Genomic DNA, 18,794 nt, shown 5'->3' on the forward strand with positions numbered 1-18,794 from the left:
AACCCGGTCCGGAAGATCGACAATGGGGGTAAGTACACATCTTGCCGGCTAAGCGGGACGACCGTACAATCAGATGAGACGAAGGCCTCGTACAATATATCGTTAACGCCAAACCGCCTGCGGCTTGGCCTGACGATCTTATTGGAGGTGGGTGTAGATGCACAAGGCAGTTGGCAAGCAAGAAGTCGCCAAGCTGGTGGGGAAATCCATTTATGCGGTTAAGAAGGACGGTTCAGTCGTTAGCGGCAAGCTGGTTCAAGTAAGCGGCGGCGAGCTGCGCGTTGCAGTTGGCGGCGGTAAAGACAAGAAGGTACGGACTTCTGCGGTGATTCCACTCGTTTTGTTCGATCTGCTCGCAATCGGTACAGCTCCATTCGCTGGCGGCTTCGGAGGCTTCGGAGGCTTCGGAGGTGGCTTCGGAGGCGGCTTCGGAGGCGGGTTCTCGGAATTCGGATTTGGCGGACCGTTTATTTGGTAACATGCATCATTCCAAGACAAAGACCCATTCGCGTTTGTACAGGCGCGAACGGGTCTTTGTCTGTTAGCGGATGAATCAGAGCACTGCGGCCTCGGTCCGCATATATTTGCCGATAAATGCAGTCATTGTGCGCTGATAAGTCGTCTGATCGACCTGGTAAGATTTGCCGTGACCGGCGTTCTCGACGATGAGCAGATCCTTCTCGCTGCGGCAGTTCTCGTATAAAGTGTGAACCATCTCGCAGGGAACGAACCTATCCGCGGCTCCATGGATGAACAGAATCGGCACCCTCGCTTTGCGCACCTGAACGAGCGCGGAAGCTTCGTCGAAGGCATAACCTGCTCGTATTTTCGTCAGAAGACTGGTACTCTGGAGCAACGGGAAACGGGGCAGACGATACATGCGCTGCAGTTGGTAGCCAAGCTCGTCTTTGGCGGACGTATACGAGCTGTCGGCGATCACCGCCTTCACTTGATCGGGCAGCGGCTCTCCACTGGCCATCAACACCGTAGCTGCGCCCATCGATACGCCGTGCAGTATAATAGCCGATCGATCCCCGGCATGCCCTACGATGTAATCGATCCATTTCAAGTAATCCCGGCGTTCCAGCCACCCGAATCCGATGACGTTACCTTCGCTGCGCCCATGGCCTCGATGATCGGGCATCAGTACGTTAAACCCGAGCTGCTCATGATAGTATTTCGCGAAAGCACCCATCTGCTTCGCATGGCCCGAATAGCCGTGTGCCAAAATCACGGTATGGGCTGCAGGCGCGCCGGCTTCCAAATAATAGCCGCGGAGCTTTAGCCCGTCGTCCGATACAATCTCCACCTCCCGAAAAGACTGCGCCTCGATCCAGGCTTGAGTTTCGGGAGCGAGAAAAGGTTGATCGGATCTCAGATCCGGGGTCTTGGCGAGAAAAGCTTTCGCGTTGCGGACTACGGCCTTGTTGTAAAAGTAAAAGCTGGCGGCGATGTCGGCTAATACCATAAATGCGATAATAACGATCAAGGCGCTTAGCAACGTACGTTATCCCTTTCCTTCTTACTCAAACAACGACTTGTACCGGCCGTACCCTTCGCGCTCCAGATCCTCCTTCGGAATGAAGCGCAGTGCAGCGGAATTAATGCAGTACCGCAGGCCGCCAAGCTCCCTGGGTCCGTCGTTGAACACGTGGCCGAGATGCGAATCCGCTTTGCGGCTGCGAACCTCGGTGCGGATCATGAAATGGCTGTAATCTTGCTTTTCCTCGATTATCCCGCCCGAGAGCGGCTTCGAGAAGCTGGGCCAGCCGCAAGCGGAATCGAACTTGTCGCGCGAGCTGAACAACGGTTCGCCGGAAACGATATCGACGTACAAGCCTTCGCGGTGGTTATCCCAGTATTCGTTGCGGAAGGCCGGTTCGGTGCCGTTCTCCTGCGTTACCTTCCACTGCATCGGAGTGAGCCGTTCTAGCAGGTCGGCTTTATCCTGGTCGGTGCTCCAGTGCGTCTTCAGGAAATCGTCGCGCCCGGAGCCGCGCCGGTACATCTTGTACCGCAGCGGATTTTTCTTGTGGTAGTCCTGATGGTATTCTTCCGCCGGATAGAACGTGCCGGCAGGCTCGATCGGCGTCACGATCGGGCGGTCGAATCGGCCGCTCTCCTGCAGCTGCCGTTTGGACGCTTCGGCCGCTTGACGCTGAGCTTCGGTATGGTAGAAGATGGCTGTTCGATACGAGGAGCCCCGGTCGCAAAACTGGCCGCCCGCATCTGTCGGGTCAATCTGCTGCCAGAACAGCTCCAGCAGCTCTTCATAAGGAAAAACGTCGGGCTCGAACGTGATTTGCACGGCTTCCGCATGGCCCGTCGTATCGGTGCACACTTCCTGGTAAGTCGGGTTTGTCGTGTGGCCCCCGGTATAGCCCGAAACGATGCTGACGATGCCCGGCCGTTCCTCGAACGGAGATACCATGCACCAGAAGCATCCGCCGGCGAAAGTGGCCAGTTCGGTTTTGGTTGACAACATGTTCGTTCACCTCGCAGTTGATATTGATTATTCAATCCTTCCATTATAGCTCAATCTGTCAGACGGTTCACCCGTTAGCTCTGCACGGGGCGATTACCCGAACCGCTTTCCGTTGACGTAGTAGCTGTCTTCTTGATAGGCGACAAAAGCGATTTCCGCCTCCGAGATACCGACGGTCTTCAAATGGGCGTCCACCGCTTGGGCGAAACGGTCGCGAACTTCTTGACCGCGCTCGAACCATGCGACTTCGATGAATGGAAACGAAGGCACCAATTCGCCGTCGAAGACGCCGGTCGTCTGGAGACACTCGATCGTAAAGTTGTCCGTCCCGCAGTCGCATACGCGGGCCAGCTCGTCGACGAGCGGACGGCTAATGGCGCGTACGAATTCCGTAGGGATGCCGCGTGTGATAAGATGGGGCATGAGTCCACGCTCCTTGTCAGGTGGTAGCATTCCTTCTATTGTAACAGAGAGGCGAGGAGCGTCTCAATGGGCGGCGATGCAGCGGCAGTTCGGGTAGGAGTATGGCATGTAGGCGAAGAGGCTCTCCGAAGGTCCGTTGACCGAAGGACAGCCTCTTGGCTTATCTGCTTTTGATTAAAAGTTGAACGGCTTCCGCCACTACTTTGCTTGTATCTCCGCCGGTTTCCTTCTCGTCGAGGATGCATTGTTCCAGGTTTTTGGCAACGATGCAGGCAATAGCTTTATCGGCGGCGTTTCGGATTGCAGAGATTTGAGCGACAACTTCCTTACAATGCTTCTCTTCTTCCATCATATTTAATACGCCGCGAACTTGTCCTTCCAGCCGCCGCATACGCTTCTTCAGATCGTCGTCATAATTCATAGCGATCCCAATCCTCCTATGACCCAAACCCGTGCCAGTATAAGTATTATTATGCCGGATTTGTCTGGTTTGCACAATAGAGCGGCTGGAATTTCATCACGTTAAATAAACAGGTTTACTTTCGCATCTGCGGCTTGTTTTGAATAGCGCCTTATCGTTCCGCTCTGGCCGCAGGCCATACGATGACGCCCTACAATATCGGCGAAAGCAGTCTCGCACAAGGCTCGCGAAACTTATGAAGCAGCGATCGCCTCTCGTAGGCCGTAAGAGTCAGCCATCTGCTGTGCAGCATGTCGTTCTCGAACGTCTCCTTCAGTTTGACCGCCGTTTCGGTATCGTAGATGAACGCGTTCACTTCGAAGTTCAGCTTGAAGCTGCGGATGTCGATGTTGGCCGTACCGACCGTCGCGATTTTGCCGTCGGTCACGATCGTTTTGGCGTGGAGGAAGCCTTTTTCATACAGATAACATTGCACGCCGCATTGCAGCAGCTCGCCGATATAAGAGAACGACGCCCAATAAACCAGCTTGTGGTCCGGCTTGCTCGGAATCATGATCTTGACGTCGACCCCCGAGAGGGCTGCCATTTTCAAAGCGGTGATGAGGCTTTCGTCCGGAATGAAGTAAGGGGTCTGGATGTAGATGTGCTCCTTGGCGTTGACGATCATCTTGAGGTAGGCGTTCTTGATCTGCTGCCATTCCGAGTCCGGCCCGCTGGAGACGATCTGCATCCCGACACGGCCCGGATGCTGCCCTAGCGGGAAGTAGCGCGGTTCGATCAGCACCTGATCGCCCGTCGCAATTCCCCAATCGAGGAAGAACAGCGCCTGCATGTGGAGCACCGAACCGCCTGCCAGCTTCAGGTGTGTGTCCCGCCAATAGCCGAACCGTCGGCTCAGCCCGAGGTATTCATTCCCGACGTTAAAACCGCCGACGTACCCGATCTGTCCGTCGATGATGACGAGCTTGCGGTGGTTGCGGTAGTTGACCCGCAGGTTCACATAAGGAATGCGGGAAGGGAAGAAGGCAGCAACGCTGCCTCCGGCCTCTCGCAGGTTGTGAAAGAAGCGGCGCGGCAGCGAGGAGCAGCCGATATCGTCATAGAGCAGGCGGACTTGAACGCCTTGCCGCGCTTTTTCCGTCAGCGCATCCACGAGTCTTTGCCCCAGGCTGTCATTGCGAATGATGAAGTACATGATATGCACGTGATCCTTCGCTTCCCGGATATCCCGCAGCAGCGCGTCGAATTTCTCATTGCCGTCGGTGAAAATTTCCACTTCGTTATCCTGCGTGTACAACGCATAAGCGCTCGATAAATTCATATAAATCATATCCTGGTAGTCGGCGGTGTCCGGATCGTGATAGGGAATCCGGTTCATGCGCAAATCTTCCTTCTGCTGCTCGACGAGCGTATCGACGATCCGCCGTTTGTCGTCCTTCAATCGGTAAATCTTCCGGCGGCTCAAGTTTTGGCCGAGAATCAAGTACAGAATGAAGCCGACGCCCGGCAGGAAGAGCAATACCATCATCCAGGCCCACGTGACGCCTACGTTGCGCCGCTCGAGAAAGATGACGGCTATCGCCAGCAGGACGTTCAGTATGGAAATGACGGAATACCCGTTCTTGATAATATCCATGAGCGGTCAGCCCCTCGACTATGAATGATATACGCCTGTGAAACATGTCCACTCCTCATAATAATACAATTTATTCGAAAGTGAAACGACGCCGGATGCGTTATGAAGATTTCCAGCCGCTCATCAAATGTTTCTGATACTTGGAACGGGATTATCGTGAGACGGACGGCGGCAAAGTTATTTGGCCGGACGGGTGTCAGGAAATGATTATCCATTATGGGGCAAGCTATGTGTCGGAAGAATGCTGAAGGCTGGATCGATCCGGCAGACGCAGGATGTCGTATTTATACAAGACGAGCAGGTAGTTCCGTGATAGAGTGGGGATATGCAGACACCATAAAGGGAGGAATCGCGATGATTCGTAAAATTGCAACAGCAGCCGTTTATGTAGAGGATCAGCAAAAAGCGAAGACGTTCTGGACGGAAAAGGTCGGCTTCGAGCTCGTTCGCGAAATGTCGATGGGTCCGGGCGGCAGCTGGCTTGAAGTAGCGCCGAAAGGAGCGGAAACGGCGCTGGTTATATACCCGCGGACGATGATGAAAAACTGGCAGGAGCTGAAGCCTTCGCTCGTATTCGAATGCGCCGACATCGATGCGACGTATCAGGCGATGAAAGCGAACGGCGTTCATTTTGAAGCGGAGCCGAACAAGATGCAGTGGGGCACATTCGCTATTTTCCATGACGAGGACGGCCATTCGTTCGTGTTGAGGGGGTAATGCGGCCGCCGTCCGCCACGGATAAGAACAACACAACAGTTGCTTATTTCCCGATGTTTAGCCCGATGATTTCACGTACTTCTCCTGACGCAAGCGGAACGCCGACCACGTATCGTCAATGGAGATCAAGGAGACGCCGATGTAACCGGCTTGCTGTAAAATTTCCCAGCCGCTGTCACGCGTGATGTCGGATTTCAGCTTCGAGCTTTTTTTCGGGTAGGCGACCCAGAAGATAGCGGCGTCTTTCAGCTTCGGCAGTACGTCCGGCGCGAGACGCTGCAGCTCGGCCTGATTGCGGGCTAACATCATGTTTACTCGATATCGGCCGGGTACACGAGCCCGATTTGCGCCCTTGCCTCGTCCATGATTCGCATCGCGGCCAAGGAAACGGCATGGGAGTTGATTGCAGACTCGCGCTCACCGCTGCGAATGAGCCGGATAAATTCCTCGATCTCGTAGAACATCGTATGCTGCGCTGAGGGGCGCGTCACGTCTTCGATCAGGCCGTTCCGGTAGCGGAGCTCCACCTTCTCGGGTTGGTTGATCTTGTCGATCACCAGACTGCCGTCTTCGCCGTGTATTTCGGAGGGCAGTGCAGAGCTGGTGATCTTGGAGTACATGACCACCGCGTCCATGTCCGGGTACGAGAGCAGAATGCTGCCCGCGCCGTCGACGCCGGAGTCCAGCATCACGCCGGTTGCTTGAATGCTCTTCGGAGCGCCGAAGAGGGCGACCAACGGATACAGGCAATAAATTCCCAAATCCATTAAAGCTCCGTTGGAGAAGGTCGGATTGAACGCGTTCAGGACGGTTCCGTTCCGGTAAGCGTCATAACGGGATGAATATTGGCAGTAGCTTGCAAAATAACGGCGGACTTGTCCGATTTTGGATACGTTGGCGCGAATCGCGGAGAAATTCGGAAGCAGCGTAGTTTTCAACGCTTCCATCAGAACGATGCCGCTCCGCTGTGCCGCTGCGATCATCGCTTCGAGCTCCTTCGCATTGGAGGCGATCGGCTTCTCGCACAGGACATGCTTGCCGCCGTCCATAAGGACGATCGCTTGCTTAGCGTGGAACGAATTCGGGCTCGCGATATAGACGGCATCGATCGAATCGCTTGCAGCCATCGCCTCGATATCGGTAAACACGGTGGCGGCTCCCCACTTGGCGGCGAATTCGCGGGCCCGCTCCTCCGTTCGCGAATACACCGCCGTTAACGTAAAATGCTCGGCGGCTTGCGCCGCTTTCAGGAACTCTTCGGTAATCCAGTTGGTTCCGATAATGCCAAATCTAATCATCAGTTATTCCTCTTTCTTCTTATGATTTCGATCGTCAGTCTGACTGCCACGAGCTTTTGCGCGAACTGATTTTTGCGCTCTTTTCCGTTATTCGCCGGCCAAGCTCTTCCTCCTGCAAGATGCCGTCCTGCCCGTGCTTCGTCCCCCAGGTCAAAGCGGAAAAAAATATTATGAACAAACTGCCGATGGTGATAACTTCAACAAAGCCGACTTCTTGACCGGCTTTAATTTTATAGATGGCAAATCACAACCAAGGCAGCGATCCCCGTGATCATGGCGACGATTTTTCGAGTATGCATGATTAGTTCTTTCCCTCCGCGAAAAATAATTCATCTACCGTAACTCCTAAATGTTTGGCAAGATCAAAAGCAAGCTGTAGGCTCGGGTCGTATTTGTTGTTTTCAATAGCGTTGATCGTCTGACGGCTAACCGCGCACAGTTCAGCTAATCGTCCTTGTGAAATTGGTGTGTCAAACATGTTTTACAGCAAGGGCGGAAAGGTTCGTTATGGAGAACCGTTATCCTCGCCATGAACGATTCACTTTTACTTCCAATATAGACAATAAGTATAAAAAATAACGATTTGAGCGTCACAAAGGTCTAAGCCAACCGAAGTGGATGGTCATATATTGATACCATCTTACAAAAGAGGTGATCCAATTTAATGGCCAATAGGTTTGTTAGACTTTCTCTTTTCTCGGGCTTTAACTTTACTGGGCGACGCATCGACTTTAGGCGCGGAGGCGTGGCGGTTCGAGATTTGGGAGCATTCCGTTTTAACAATGTCCTGTCCAGCTTCCGACTCCGAAATATCGCGATTCCGAGACAAGTCACGCTTATTTTGTTCTCGCGCACAAACTTCCGAGGGGCGTTCCGCGTATTTCGGGGATCCCAGAACGTAGCGGACTTAAGAAATTTTAATTTTAACAATGTAACATCCTCGTTCATTCTGGTTGGCCGCAGACTTACGAATAACGAGATTCAATTCCTTCGGAGGACGGGAAATCTGCCTGCTGACATCTTGGTGATCAACCAGTAATACAAAGGCCGGAAGGACGCATAAGCGTCCTTCTTTTAGCTGCTGCGGGCCTGAATCCTCCAGCTGCGTTGCAGTTACTGGGGAGAAGCGTTTCGGAAAGGACTTAGAAATGCCTTGGGGATGTCTGTTTCAAATCGCATCGGTTCACCCTTGGTGGGATGGAGGAAAGCTAATACCCGTGCGTGAAGTCCGAGTCGCCCGATCGCTTTTGATTTTGAGCCATATTTTTTATCGCCTACGATGGGATGCCCGATATCCTGCATGTGGACACGAATTTGGTTTTTTCGTCCCGTTTCGAGATGGACCTCCAGTAAGGAAAAGTTTCGGTTGGATTGCAGCACTTTGTAGTGGGTCACAGCGTATTGTCCGTCATTAGGAACAGGACTGGAGTACATTTTTAATGTGCTGCTTTCTTTCAACCACGACGAAACGGTGCCTTCCGTTTTCTTTACCGCTCCTTCTACAAGGGCAATGTAGGTGCGCTCCTGGACCATATCCTGCCACGAGTTTTGAAGAAGCTGCTGAACATGCTCGCTTTTGGCGAACATCATGACGCCGGAAGTATCCCGGTCTAACCGATGCACAATAAATATTCGATTTTGGGGATTGTCCGTACGAACGTGGGTCATGAGCTGCCGATAGGCGGTCATTTCGATCTCTTGGGGAGAAGCAATCGACAGCAAACCGGCCTCCTTCTGAATCACGATGATATCCTCATCCTCGTGCATAATGGTAAGCCCGATGATGGCTGGTTTTTCCGGCAGCCTATCCTTTCGAATCGTTACGGTTTGTTCGGGGCGAAGCGGGAAATTGTAGGCCGTCACGACCTGACCGTCAACCGATATTTGGCCGCGAGCGAGCAAAGATTTAACGGAATTGCGGCCGAGATGGGATATCTTCAATAAAAAAGGCAGCAGCTCTGCCGGTTCTTTGACGGTGTATACTTTGGTTTTAGCCTGGCTTCCGTCTGAATGCTTCTGTCTCTTGCTCATGCGGGATACCTCCTTGTCCACCGCTTGCGGGGACGCTGCGACTTTCGGAGGCGTTGTCTTTCTATTCATGCCATTCGCTCCGTTTCGTGTCATGGTTGCTACTACTATATCATGACCCCGTTCGTTTGCGAAATGAAATGCGCGCCGGCGACCGGATTTTGGAATGTGCATCTGAAGCAGGCCCGAGGAACTCTTCATTTCAGCGTACAAAAACTGGTCGCTACCCCGCCCGCGGTAATGGTCAGAATAGACAGCAGGAACGTTTCGGCCGACAGCAGCAGTCCTCCAAGGCAAATAATCAGGCCATCGACAATAAAAATAAGGACGCCTACATTTAAAGAAACCAGCTTCGAAAAATACTGTGCGAGCAAATCCGTTCCCCCGGTGCTGATCCCGTTCCTCAACATGATTCCGATTCCGGTTCCTACGATAAACCCGCCGATCACAGAGCTGCTGAAAGATGTCAACTTAATATAGTACAGGAAATGATAATGAAGCGGAGCCAGCAAATCGATAAAAATAGACGATACCAATAGGCCGTAGAGGCTGGTATAAAATATTTCGCGGTAATAAAACCAGGCTAATACAAAAATGGGGATGCTGCACATGAACATAACAACCCCCACTTTGGCGCCGGACAAGTAGTTAATAATGAGGGCAATTCCAATGAGTCCGCCATCCAACACCATAAAAGGCATCAGAAAAAAGTTAATGCCGATTGAAATCAGTACACTTCCGAAAAGTAAAGCGGAAATTTTTTGTGCAGACAAACAAACCAGCTCCCAGATCAGGCATGTCTGATTTATATGCAATTTCCAGGAAAACAATCCCAGTTCCCAGTAACACTTCCCGCAGCTCACACGTATATTGAGCTATACTCGGTGAAGGGGAATTCAAAATGGATGGGTTCAATCCACATGTCTATAGCCCTGGCTATGCTGTTCACAGACCTCCGTTTGCTTTTAGGCCGCCCAACGTACAACACTTTCAGCAATCGGCACAAAGCTTTATAACTCCGACCCAGGAGCTTCATGCCTTGCTGCATGCCATTGTATATCAAGAGGGATTCGCCAAGAAAGTAATGGATGCAAGTCAAGCAAGCCAAACGGACAAGGTCCGTGCGTTAATTCAGTCTGTTGGGGTACATGCTCCCTTTAAAGTACGTTATAATCCGACTGGCATCCATGTGACCTTACTCCCCCGGAATGCTCAAGTCTGCTTCAGTATTGAACTGGGCTTATGCTGGTGAGTGCTTGCAAGTCAAATACAAAAAAGCGCTGCTCCTTTGGATAGGGAGCAACGCTTTTTTTCTTTAATTACATGTGTTTATCCGGAACGTGTTCCTTAGGAACCAATTGGTAAATATCCCCCGATTCCATCGTGTCGATCAGACGGTCGAGCCACAGATAATAAGCGATGGCTTGATTGATTTTCTCGATATCCGATCGGAGATAGTCCTGCAAAACCTCTTCCTCCGGATGTTTGGCCGACAGCTCGTTTAATTCCGAAAGCGACTTTCGGAGAGCAAGAAGATTCAGTTCCACAGCTTTGCGCCATTTAATAACGAAAAAGTCGGCAAAGGTTTGATGCCAGTCTCTTTCCACTTCATACTGGTCTTTCCGCGAGCCTTTTTCCCAAACTTTATTGACCATATTGAGATCGACCAGCGTGCGAATTCCTGTACTCATGCTGGTTTTGCTCATTTCCATGGCCTCTCCCATTTCGTCGAGGGTCATCGGTTTATTCTGAAAAAACATTAACCCGTAGAGTAATCCGGTAGAAAGAGTAATTCCGTATAAATCCATATTTTTGCCGATTGATTCAATAATGCGTTTGCGCGCTTTTTGAATCGACTGTTCATGCGCTGCAGAGATGCCAGTCAATTCGTTAATCACTTCACCCACTCCTCTGTCGGTGTCCATCCAAGCTGAATGCTGACTCTGATTGTAGCCTTATTGTAAGAAACAATGATTACAAAGTAAAGGATGGGATTGAAAAGGATACGGGAGGAAAAGGGAGGAACTCGGAGGAAACTATTTGTACAGTTTTTACAGAACAAACTATATAAACGAATATAACGGTTGACACTGGCTTTATTTTTGCATTAGACTTGGTACAGAACTGGAAATGAATTGGAATGGGGGTGTCACCTTGGCTATCATTGAAGTTACAGACCTGACTAAAGTGTTTGGAAACGATCCGCAAAGCGTATTGACGTATCTCGATCAGGGTTGGAGCAAAGAAAAAATATACAAAGAAACGCGGCATACGGTAGGCGTAAATCGGGTTCATTTCTCCGTCCAACCGGGCGAAATCTTCGTCATTATGGGATTGTCGGGAAGCGGTAAATCAACGTTAGTCCGGTTGTTGAATCGGCTTATCGAACCGACACAAGGCCGTATCCTTATTCAAGGCAAAGATATCATGAAGATGAATCAAGAACAGCTTAGACAGGTTAGGCGAAATCAAATAAGCATGGTTTTTCAGAAGTTCGCGCTGTTTCCGCACCGGACTGTACTTGAAAATGTAGAGTTTGGATTAGAGGTTCAGGGGATAGAGAAAACGGAACGACAAAAAAAGGCCTCGGAAGCTTTGCAGCTGGTTGGACTCCAGTCATGGGCCAATAGCTATCCGGATCAGTTGAGCGGCGGTATGCAGCAGCGTGTCGGTCTTGCCAGAGCTTTGGCTAATGATCCGGATATTTTGCTAATGGATGAAGCATTCAGTGCGCTTGATCCGCTCATTCGTAAAGACATGCAGGATGAGCTGCTCGATTTACAGGAAAAAATGAAAAAAACGATTATTTTCATTACACATGATCTGGATGAAGCGCTTCGTATCGGTGATCGTATAGCGTTAATGAAGGACGGGGCGGTTGTACAAATCGGCTCACCTGAAGAAATCATGATCAATCCCGCGAATGAATACGTGGAACGGTTTGTCGAGGATGTGGATTTGTCCAAAGTTCTTACGGCATCCCATGTGATGCGAAGACCGGAGACAATCGGCCTGGACCGGGGGCCGAGGGTTGCTTTGCAATTAATGCGAGAGAGCGGCATATCGAATCTTTTTGTCGTGGACCGAAGCAAGAGGCTGCTGGGCGTCATTACCGCAGAGCATGCATCGGAAGCGGTGCGCGAAGGCAAAAGCCTGGAGGATATCGTCATCAGGGACACGCCTACAGTTGCGCCCGATGTCTTGCTTAACGATTTGTTCGATATATGCGGAACGTCCAAATACCCCGTAGGCGTGGTGAATGAAGCGGGCCGGATTATGGGGGTCATTGTTCGCGGCGCTGTTCTTGGGGCGTTGGCAGGCCACGCTTTGCCGAAGGAGGTAAGCGCGAATGACCATACCTAAGCTGCCGCTGGATGAATGGATTGAAAGCATCGTCAACGGTTTGGAGGACAGATTATCTGTTCTGTTTGATATCTTCTCCACGGTTATTGAAGGCATCGTTGATTTCTTTTCCTTCCTTTTCCTGCTTCCGCCCTCATTATTGATGGTGGTCATTCTAGCCGCTGTCGCCTACTGGTTTGCCAGCACTTCTCTTGCTGTATTTACTTTGCTGGGTCTCTTCTTAATCGATAATTTGGGTTATTGGGAACATACCATGGATACGTTGGCACTGGTTATGACTTCCGCCACGATTTCCATTATCCTCGGTGTGCCCTTGGGCATTCTGTGTGCCCGGGATAACAAGATTCAGAATCTGCTGACGCCTGTATTGGATTTCATGCAGACCATGCCGGCATTCGTTTATTTGATTCCGGCCGTAACCTTTTTCGGTCTTGGTGTAGTGCCGGGGGTTATCGCTTCGGTTATTTTCGCTGTCCCGCCTACGATTCGGCTGACGAATTTGGGCATACGCCAAGTGCCGCACGATTTAATAGAAGCCGGGGAAGCATTCGGATCAACGCCTAATCAAAAGCTGTTTAAGATTCAGCTGCCGCTCGCGGTTCCCTCCATCATGGCCGGTATCAACCAAACGATTATGCTGGCTCTATCGATGGTTGTTATTTCCTCGATGATTGGAGCGCAGGGGATTGGTGCGGATGTGTATCGCGCAGTTACCCAAATTAAAACCGGACAAGGTTTTGAAGCGGGTTTATGTATTGTTATTCTTGCTATTTTGCTGGATCGATTATCGCAGCATTTGGTCAAAAGAAAGCAGAAAAGGAGAGGGTAATATGTCGAATCCATCCAAATTAATGAAGGTGCTTGCGGTTATTGGCATTTCGAGTGTCGTTGCCCTGACGGGATGCGGGAAGGAATCGTCGACCGCTTCCTCCGAGTTTATAGGGGATCAGGTGGACTACAAAATCATCGGCATTGATCCCGGCGCAGGTCTCATGAAGTCTACGGAAAAAGCTTTGAAGGAATACGATTTGAAGGATTGGAAGCTTGTGGAGGGCTCCGGTGCAGCGATGGCCGCAGCGTTGGATAAAGCTTACAAAGATAAAAAACCGATCATCGTGACAGGATGGACCCCGCATTGGAAATTCGCCAAATACGAGCTGAAATATTTAGCAGATCCTAAAGGCGTGTACGGGGGCGATGAGCAAATTCATACGATTGCAAGAAACGGGTTAAAAGATGATCATCCGTCCGCTCACGCTTTGCTGGACAGGTTCGAGTGGTCGCCCGACGATATGGCGAAAGTCATGGTAGCCATACAAGAGGGGAAAAAACCGGAGCAAGCGGCTGCTGATTGGATTAAAGACAACGGTGCGAAGGTAGACGAGTGGGTAAAAGATATTCCAAAGGCAGAAGGGAAGACGCTTAAGCTTGCGTATGTAGCGTGGGATTCCGAGATTGCAAGCACGAATGTTGTGAAACAAGTGCTCGAAAGCAAGTTAGGTTATAAGGTCGAAATGCTGCAGGTGGAGGCCGGACCGATGTGGGCCGGAATTGCGGGCGGCGATGCCGACGCCATTGTAGCTGCCTGGCTGCCGACCACCCATAAAGATTACTATGACAAGTATCAAGGCAAATTCGAAGATTTGGGCCCGAATTTGAACGGTACGAAAATCGGCCTTGTCGTTCCTTCTTATATGAATATTGATTCCATAGAGGATTTGAAAAAGAAATAAAAGGCTCTTGCGCGCCTCGCGCCTATTGAACAAGATGATGGAGCAAGCGCTGCTGCCCTATGTATTTGGGTGCAGCGCTTTTTTGCGGGTTGCGGTGTGAAAGGTATGTTCCTTAGGGAGGAATTTTTGCATGTTTTTTGTTGAACCTGCAAAAGATAAGATGCCATACCGCATACCCTGAAAAAAGAGATTTTAACGAAACGTTGATATTCGTCTAATCTTGTCTTAATGTTCGCGCTGTATGATAAAGGTAAGTATTCACAAAGGGAAGGACGTTGGAACAACTATGATTTTATATCAAATGGCCAAACGGCTTGAGGAACGAAACCGGCTCCAGCACACGATCGAGCAAAGCGGCGGAGACGTGGATGCGCTCGTTACGCAGAAGGAGCTGGTGGAAGAGCAGCTGATGTCGCAAGCGAATATTTGGACCGAAACCGGGCAGGATGCATTTATGCTCGATGCGGTAACTCCGAATACGGATTGGATGCAGCCGGGAGGCGGCTTGTATGAATAAGGAAAATGGACGAAGGGTTCCATTTTCTTTTTTTGTGTTCATACGTGTTTCCGTGTAGAATAAGGATACTTTACACCACTCGTCCGCGAGAATAAAGAGGTTCTGTATATATCATGAAAAGCATTGTATTATCCACATTAAACGCCAAATATATCCATACGTCACTAGCCCTGAGGTACTTGAAATCGTTCAGCCAGCAGGACTTCCCGGACATCCAAATCGCCGAGTACACGATTAAAGATCCCGCGATGAACATTGTCTCGGACCTGTATCGGCGCGAACCGGCGGTCATCGGCTTTTCCTGTTACATCTGGAACATCGAGGAGACGATTGTCGTCATCGGCATGCTGAAGAAAATTATGCCGGAGGTCGTCATCGTGCTCGGGGGTCCGGAGGTTTCTTACGATACGGAGTATTGGATGAAACGGCTGCCGGAAGTGGATTATATCGTCATGGGCGAAGGCGAGGAAACCTTCCACCATCTATTGACGGAGCTTCAAGGGGACCGCGCGTTCTACAGCGTATTTGGCCTCGCTTATCGCAAAGAAGACCGCGTCATCCTGAATGCGCCGCGGCCGAAGCTGGCGCTCGACCAGATCCCGACGCCGCATCGGTTTGCTGAGGATGTGCCGAGCTTGGCGAACCGTGTCGTATATTTCGAGACGAGCCGGGGCTGTCCGTTCAGCTGCCAGTTCTGTTTGTCGTCGATCGAAGTCGGCGTGCGTTATTTTGACGTGGAACGGACGAAGAGCGATTTGCTTTACTTGATTGAATCCGGAGCGAAGCTGATCAAATTCGTCGATCGCACGTTTAATATTAAACGCGACTATGCGATGGACATGTTCGAGTTTCTTATTCACAATCATCAGGGCTGCGTCTTCCAGTTCGAGATTACGGCTGACATCATGCGTCCCGAGGTGCTTGATTATTTGGCGGAGCATGCGCCGCCGGGCGTCTTCCGCTTCGAGATCGGCGTGCAGTCCACCAATGACCTGACGAACAGCCTCGTCAAGCGCCGGCAAAATTTCAGCAAGCTGACCCGCACGGTCACGAAGGTGAAGGAGAGCGGCAAAATCGATCAGCATCTCGATTTGATCGCGGGGCTGCCTGAGGAAGATTACGATTCGTTCCGCAAAACATTCAACGACGTATTTGCCCTCGGGCCGGAAGAGCTGCAGCTCGGCTTCTTGAAAATGCTGCGCGGCACCGGGATGCGGCATGATGCCGACAAATACGGCTACAAATACATGGATCACGCACCGTATGAAATTCTCGGCAACAACATCCTGCCGTTCTCCGACCTGGTGCGGATCAAGCGGGTGGAGGACGTGCTGGAGAAGTACTGGAACGCTCACCGGATGGATCACACGGTGAACTATTTGATTAAGCGGGAATTTACGTCCGCCTTCGATTTTTTCCAGGAGTTCGGGGATTATTGGGAGGAGCGGGGCTGGCAAAAAATCGGCCACCAGCTCGAGGATTTATTCACCCGGCTGCATGCATTTCTGAAGCATCGGGGGACGGAGGGACTCGAGGTGATCGAGGGTCTGATGAAGCTCGATTATTTCCTGAACCACAAGTACAAGCCGCGAAAAATCTGGTGGGATTTCTCGCTCGATAAAGCCGCGCAGGCGGAATATCTGCGGGCGCTCGCCGAGCGTCCCGAAGCCGTATCGTCACGATTCGCCGCGCTTGGAATCGGGGAGAAGGAGCTGCACAAGCACGTCATGATTGAAGTGCTGCCGTTCCGCCTCGACCGATATTTGCAAGAGGGCGTGCTGGACCGGTCGAGCGATCAGCTGCTGATCGTCTATTTTCCCCCGGACGCGTCGCTCAAGCCGCAGCCGTTCACGCTGTCGCTGGAGCCGGCCGGGGCTTAACCGGCAAGTTCGCAAGAGGCCAAGAGGCGCCCTGTCAGGGGCGCTTTTTTGGGTTTTCATGCGCTCAAACGGATAACAGCGAAACGACGGCGGTAAAGGCGCAAGGGTACAAAAAAACCGTCCGGCCCACATAGCCGAACGGTTGAATTTAAGGCAAATAGCTGCGCAGCACGGTCATGCTGCCCGCGAGTGCGTAGTCGCCCAAGTTCGCCGGAAGCAAGAAGCATTCGCCGGCTTTCACGGCGAGTTCGCCGTCTGCCCAGCGGATTGCGCCCGTTCCTTCGCAGACGATATGGATGACGAAGCTGTCCGGCACGGTTTGCAGGCTCCATTCGCCTTCGACTCGGCCTTTTTCGGTGATGAAGAAAGGGGATTGGACGAGGGTTAGCCATTGCTGCGGTCCGCTCAGCTCCGTCTTCATATAAGTCGCGCCGGATCCTTCATAGGCGATAACGTTCAACGAATCTTCAATATGCAGCTCTCGCGGCTTGCCGTCCAATCCGAGCCGGTCGTAATCGTACAGCCGGTAGGTGCTGTCGGAGTTTTGCTGAATTTCCGCGACCAGTACGCCGGCGCCGAGAGCGTGCACCGTACCGGCCGGAATGTAGAAGCTGTCCCCGGCTTCGACGGAAATTTCATGGAGGCAGTCCATGATCCGGTTGTCTGCAATCGCTGCCGCCAACTGTTCGCGGGTGACGCCTTCTTGTAAGCCGTATATGATTTTGGCGCCCGGTTTGGCGTCCAGGATGTACCACATTTCGGTTTTGCCGAGTTCGCCTTGCGGCAGACGCTCGTAATGATCGTTCGGATGAACCTGCACCGACAAGTCGTCCTGACAATCCAGCAGCTTGATCAGCAGCGGGAAGCGGCCGTTTTTCTCGGAGAAGCCTTTGCTCCCGAACAGCGTTTTCCCGTATAACTCGCGAATTCGATCCAGTCCGAGCCCGGCCAGCTCGCCGTTCGCGACCGTTGTCGTGCCGTTCGGGTGATCGCCGATCATCCAGCCTTCGCCGATAGGACCTTCGGGCAGCGCTAAGCCGAATTGCTCCAAGGCTCGCCCGCCCCACACTCTGTCTTTAAACTCCGGATTGCATTTCAACGGGTATGGTTTCATGGTTTTGCGCGCTCCCTACTTTCGTGTCTCTTGAATCCTCTCACTTCTTGAAAATTATATCAATTCAAGCGGGAATGCGCTATAGCGCGAGAGACCGTCTATACAAAGAAAGCATCCCGCTTTTGGATCTAAAGGGGATGTTTCGGGTATACAACACTATCTTTTTTCAATAGCGATGACATAAGGCGGGCGGTTGCGTTGGTTCAGGAATCGGTAGGTGAGCACCTGGTAGTCCGCTTGCGGCAGGGCGGCCGCCCAAGCTTCCACGGCTTCGGCTTCTTCCGGTCCGCCCGGGTGCCCCGTGTACAGCACGATCGTGATGATGCCGCCGCGGCGCAGCAGTCCGGCCGCAGCCTGCAGCGCGGCAAGCGTGGAGTCGGGCAGCGTGACGGTGCCGTGATCGTGTCCCGGCAAATAGCCGAGGTTGAACGCCACGGCGGCGATCCGTCCGTGGTGCTCTACGGGAATGGCATCGGCCAGCTCCGCATGGCTGCGGAGAACGAGCTCCACCCGGTGCCCCGGCACTTCTTGCGCGCAGCGTGCCGCGGTGCATGCGATCGCTGTTTCTTGAATATCGAAGGCGTACACGATGCCCCCCGTGCCGACTTGCTTGGCCAGAAACACCGTGTCCACGCCGTTGCCGGCGGTGGCATCGATGACCGTTTCGCCGGCCTGTACGCGTTCTTCCATTAATTTATGCGCGAAACTAAGAATAGAGATGAATCCCAAGGACGAACGACTTCCTTTCCTGCATCAGTGTTCAGTCGTACAAGTTCTTAAGTATAGTCGCTTATTTCTTCACTTATTTCTTCACGGTCAGCCAAGCGGCCAACGTTTCCACTTCTTCTTCGCTTAAGGTTTCCTTGAAGCCGGGCATATCGCTGCTGCCTTCTCGAATCTGTTCCACGAGCTGCGCTTTCGATTTCCGTCCGCCGACCTTCGACAGGCTGGGGCCGACGTTTCCTTGCAATTGATCGCCGTGGCAGGCGAGGCAATTATCTTTGTAGAGCGGCTGGGCCTGCGCCGACACATCGGCAGCCGCGGGCTCCGCCATCGCGGGCTCGCGCGGCTTCGCCGGGGCGGCGAAGCCGCTGCTGCCGGAGCCGGAACCCGGCTCCGAGGTTGCCACCGCCGGCGCCGTCACCTTGCCTGGCGCAACCGGCGCTCGCTGCGGCTCGG

General features: G+C 52.2%; 22 protein-coding genes. 8 read left to right on the forward strand and 14 right to left on the reverse strand.

The window, feature by feature from the left end; translation table 11 throughout:
• Positions 1-157: 157 nt before the first annotated feature.
• A complete protein-coding gene (locus JMF85_RS07390; RefSeq protein ID WP_201317991.1) occupies positions 158-478 on the forward strand; it encodes a 50S ribosomal protein L33 in 321 nt (106 codons plus the stop codon).
• A 75-nt stretch (positions 479-553) separates the two neighbouring features.
• Here the strand turns inward: JMF85_RS07390 and JMF85_RS07395 are convergent, their stop codons facing one another.
• The 5 genes from JMF85_RS07395 to cls all read right to left on the reverse strand — a co-directional run bounded on the left by JMF85_RS07395 (position 554) and on the right by cls (position 4,965).
• Positions 554-1,501, reverse strand: a complete 948-nt coding sequence (locus tag JMF85_RS07395) for an alpha/beta hydrolase (protein WP_230876374.1) — start codon at positions 1,499-1,501, stop codon at positions 554-556.
• A 21-nt stretch (positions 1,502-1,522) separates the two neighbouring features.
• Entirely contained in the window at positions 1,523-2,485 is a 963-nt protein-coding gene (gene msrA / locus JMF85_RS07400; protein WP_127610102.1) for a peptide-methionine (S)-S-oxide reductase MsrA, read from the reverse strand.
• Positions 2,486-2,578: 93 nt separating this feature from the next.
• The gene (locus tag JMF85_RS07405; protein ID WP_127610100.1) at positions 2,579-2,908 is read right to left on the reverse strand and encodes a DUF1904 family protein; all 330 of its coding nucleotides are present in this window, start codon (positions 2,906-2,908) and stop codon (positions 2,579-2,581) included.
• 160 nt (positions 2,909-3,068) lie between these two features.
• A complete protein-coding gene (locus JMF85_RS07410; protein ID WP_127610124.1) occupies positions 3,069-3,335 on the reverse strand; it encodes a metal-sensitive transcriptional regulator in 267 nt (88 codons plus the stop codon).
• Between the two features lie 184 nt (positions 3,336-3,519).
• Positions 3,520-4,965, reverse strand: coding sequence for a cardiolipin synthase (gene cls, locus JMF85_RS07415; RefSeq protein WP_201317992.1), 1,446 nt, complete (start codon positions 4,963-4,965; stop codon positions 3,520-3,522).
• A gap of 354 nt (positions 4,966-5,319) precedes the next feature.
• On the opposite strand from cls, the gene JMF85_RS07420 reads away from it, so the two are divergent.
• Positions 5,320-5,682 (forward strand): VOC family protein, encoded by a 363-nt coding sequence (locus JMF85_RS07420; protein WP_054796886.1) that lies wholly within the window; start codon positions 5,320-5,322, stop codon positions 5,680-5,682.
• Between the two features lie 57 nt (positions 5,683-5,739).
• On the opposite strand, the gene JMF85_RS07425 is transcribed toward JMF85_RS07420, so the two are convergent.
• From JMF85_RS07425 to JMF85_RS07445, 5 genes are all read right to left on the reverse strand, one after another.
• Complete coding sequence (locus JMF85_RS07425; RefSeq protein WP_174817613.1) at positions 5,740-5,991, reverse strand: hypothetical protein; 252 nt, start codon at positions 5,989-5,991, stop codon at positions 5,740-5,742.
• 2 nt (positions 5,992-5,993) lie between these two features.
• Entirely contained in the window at positions 5,994-6,980 is a 987-nt protein-coding gene (locus JMF85_RS07430) for a Gfo/Idh/MocA family protein (protein WP_141336324.1), read from the reverse strand.
• Between the two features lie 301 nt (positions 6,981-7,281).
• Positions 7,282-7,458 carry a helix-turn-helix transcriptional regulator gene (locus JMF85_RS07435; RefSeq protein WP_127610508.1) on the reverse strand — a complete coding sequence of 59 codons (177 nt, stop codon included), beginning with the start codon at positions 7,456-7,458 and terminating at the stop codon, positions 7,282-7,284.
• A gap of 635 nt (positions 7,459-8,093) precedes the next feature.
• Positions 8,094-9,011: an RluA family pseudouridine synthase gene (locus JMF85_RS07440; RefSeq protein WP_164751972.1), complete on the reverse strand. Its 918-nt coding sequence runs from the start codon at positions 9,009-9,011 to the stop codon at positions 8,094-8,096.
• A gap of 194 nt (positions 9,012-9,205) precedes the next feature.
• Positions 9,206-9,781, reverse strand: coding sequence for a YitT family protein (locus JMF85_RS07445; protein WP_306439381.1), 576 nt, complete (start codon positions 9,779-9,781; stop codon positions 9,206-9,208).
• 128 nt (positions 9,782-9,909) lie between these two features.
• Between JMF85_RS07445 and JMF85_RS07450 the strand changes: the two genes are divergently transcribed.
• Positions 9,910-10,260: a YuzC family spore coat inner layer protein gene (locus JMF85_RS07450; RefSeq protein WP_141336326.1), complete on the forward strand. Its 351-nt coding sequence runs from the start codon at positions 9,910-9,912 to the stop codon at positions 10,258-10,260.
• Positions 10,261-10,327: 67 nt separating this feature from the next.
• On the opposite strand, the gene JMF85_RS07455 is transcribed toward JMF85_RS07450, so the two are convergent.
• Positions 10,328-10,903, reverse strand: a complete 576-nt coding sequence (locus JMF85_RS07455) for a GbsR/MarR family transcriptional regulator (RefSeq protein ID WP_236595766.1) — start codon at positions 10,901-10,903, stop codon at positions 10,328-10,330.
• 259 nt (positions 10,904-11,162) lie between these two features.
• On the opposite strand from JMF85_RS07455, the gene JMF85_RS07460 reads away from it, so the two are divergent.
• The 5 genes from JMF85_RS07460 (at position 11,163) to JMF85_RS07480 (ending at position 16,501) form a co-directional block, all read left to right on the forward strand.
• Positions 11,163-12,371, forward strand: a complete 1,209-nt coding sequence (locus JMF85_RS07460) for a quaternary amine ABC transporter ATP-binding protein (protein ID WP_127610531.1) — start codon at positions 11,163-11,165, stop codon at positions 12,369-12,371.
• Entirely contained in the window at positions 12,358-13,200 is an 843-nt protein-coding gene (locus JMF85_RS07465; RefSeq protein ID WP_054796891.1) for an ABC transporter permease, read from the forward strand. Before JMF85_RS07460 ends, JMF85_RS07465 begins: the two co-directional genes overlap by 14 nt.
• Position 13,201: 1 nt before the next feature.
• The gene (locus JMF85_RS07470; RefSeq protein WP_155615855.1) at positions 13,202-14,104 is read left to right on the forward strand and encodes a glycine betaine ABC transporter substrate-binding protein; all 903 of its coding nucleotides are present in this window, start codon (positions 13,202-13,204) and stop codon (positions 14,102-14,104) included.
• Positions 14,105-14,390: 286 nt separating this feature from the next.
• Positions 14,391-14,621, forward strand: a complete 231-nt coding sequence (locus JMF85_RS07475) for a DUF2789 family protein (protein ID WP_054796892.1) — start codon at positions 14,391-14,393, stop codon at positions 14,619-14,621.
• A gap of 113 nt (positions 14,622-14,734) precedes the next feature.
• The gene (locus JMF85_RS07480) at positions 14,735-16,501 is read left to right on the forward strand and encodes a B12-binding domain-containing radical SAM protein (protein WP_127610535.1); all 1,767 of its coding nucleotides are present in this window, start codon (positions 14,735-14,737) and stop codon (positions 16,499-16,501) included.
• A 148-nt stretch (positions 16,502-16,649) separates the two neighbouring features.
• Here JMF85_RS07480 and JMF85_RS07485 read toward each other — a convergent pair whose 3' ends face one another.
• The 3 genes from JMF85_RS07485 to JMF85_RS07495 form a co-directional block, all read right to left on the reverse strand.
• Positions 16,650-17,615, reverse strand: coding sequence for a type I phosphomannose isomerase catalytic subunit (locus JMF85_RS07485; RefSeq protein WP_155615856.1), 966 nt, complete (start codon positions 17,613-17,615; stop codon positions 16,650-16,652).
• Between the two features lie 156 nt (positions 17,616-17,771).
• Entirely contained in the window at positions 17,772-18,344 is a 573-nt protein-coding gene (gene mnmM, locus JMF85_RS07490; protein ID WP_127610539.1) for a tRNA 5-(aminomethyl)-2-thiouridylate-methyltransferase MnmM, read from the reverse strand.
• Between the two features lie 73 nt (positions 18,345-18,417).
• Positions 18,418-18,794: c-type cytochrome (locus tag JMF85_RS07495; protein ID WP_201317993.1), on the reverse strand; the 377-nt coding region annotated here is incomplete at its 5' end.

Origin of the sequence: Paenibacillus sp. EPM92, assembly GCF_016586185.1 — a bacterium.
Classification (GTDB): domain Bacteria; phylum Bacillota; class Bacilli; order Paenibacillales; family NBRC-103111; genus Paenibacillus_G; species Paenibacillus_G validus.

Excerpts from the sequence above, each read along its gene's own strand:
- JMF85_RS07390 (WP_201317991.1), top strand. The coding sequence starts at position 158 with ATGCACAAGGCAGTTGGCAAGCAAGAAGTCGCCAAGCTGGTGGGGAAA.
- msrA (WP_127610102.1), bottom strand. The coding sequence starts at position 2,485 with ATGTTGTCAACCAAAACCGAACTGGCCACTTTCGCCGGCGGATGCTTC.
- JMF85_RS07405 (WP_127610100.1), bottom strand. The coding sequence starts at position 2,908 with ATGCCCCATCTTATCACACGCGGCATCCCTACGGAATTCGTACGCGCC.
- cls (WP_201317992.1), bottom strand. The coding sequence starts at position 4,965 with ATGGATATTATCAAGAACGGGTATTCCGTCATTTCCATACTGAACGTC.
- JMF85_RS07420 (WP_054796886.1), top strand. The coding sequence starts at position 5,320 with ATGATTCGTAAAATTGCAACAGCAGCCGTTTATGTAGAGGATCAGCAA.
- JMF85_RS07425 (WP_174817613.1), bottom strand. The coding sequence starts at position 5,991 with ATGATGTTAGCCCGCAATCAGGCCGAGCTGCAGCGTCTCGCGCCGGAC.
- JMF85_RS07430 (WP_141336324.1), bottom strand. The coding sequence starts at position 6,980 with ATGATTAGATTTGGCATTATCGGAACCAACTGGATTACCGAAGAGTTC.
- JMF85_RS07435 (WP_127610508.1), bottom strand. The coding sequence starts at position 7,458 with ATGTTTGACACACCAATTTCACAAGGACGATTAGCTGAACTGTGCGCG.
- JMF85_RS07440 (WP_164751972.1), bottom strand. The coding sequence starts at position 9,011 with ATGAGCAAGAGACAGAAGCATTCAGACGGAAGCCAGGCTAAAACCAAA.
- JMF85_RS07450 (WP_141336326.1), top strand. The coding sequence starts at position 9,910 with ATGGATGGGTTCAATCCACATGTCTATAGCCCTGGCTATGCTGTTCAC.
- JMF85_RS07465 (WP_054796891.1), top strand. The coding sequence starts at position 12,358 with ATGACCATACCTAAGCTGCCGCTGGATGAATGGATTGAAAGCATCGTC.
- JMF85_RS07470 (WP_155615855.1), top strand. The coding sequence starts at position 13,202 with ATGTCGAATCCATCCAAATTAATGAAGGTGCTTGCGGTTATTGGCATT.
- JMF85_RS07475 (WP_054796892.1), top strand. The coding sequence starts at position 14,391 with ATGATTTTATATCAAATGGCCAAACGGCTTGAGGAACGAAACCGGCTC.
- JMF85_RS07480 (WP_127610535.1), top strand. The coding sequence starts at position 14,735 with ATGAAAAGCATTGTATTATCCACATTAAACGCCAAATATATCCATACG.
- JMF85_RS07485 (WP_155615856.1), bottom strand. The coding sequence starts at position 17,615 with ATGAAACCATACCCGTTGAAATGCAATCCGGAGTTTAAAGACAGAGTG.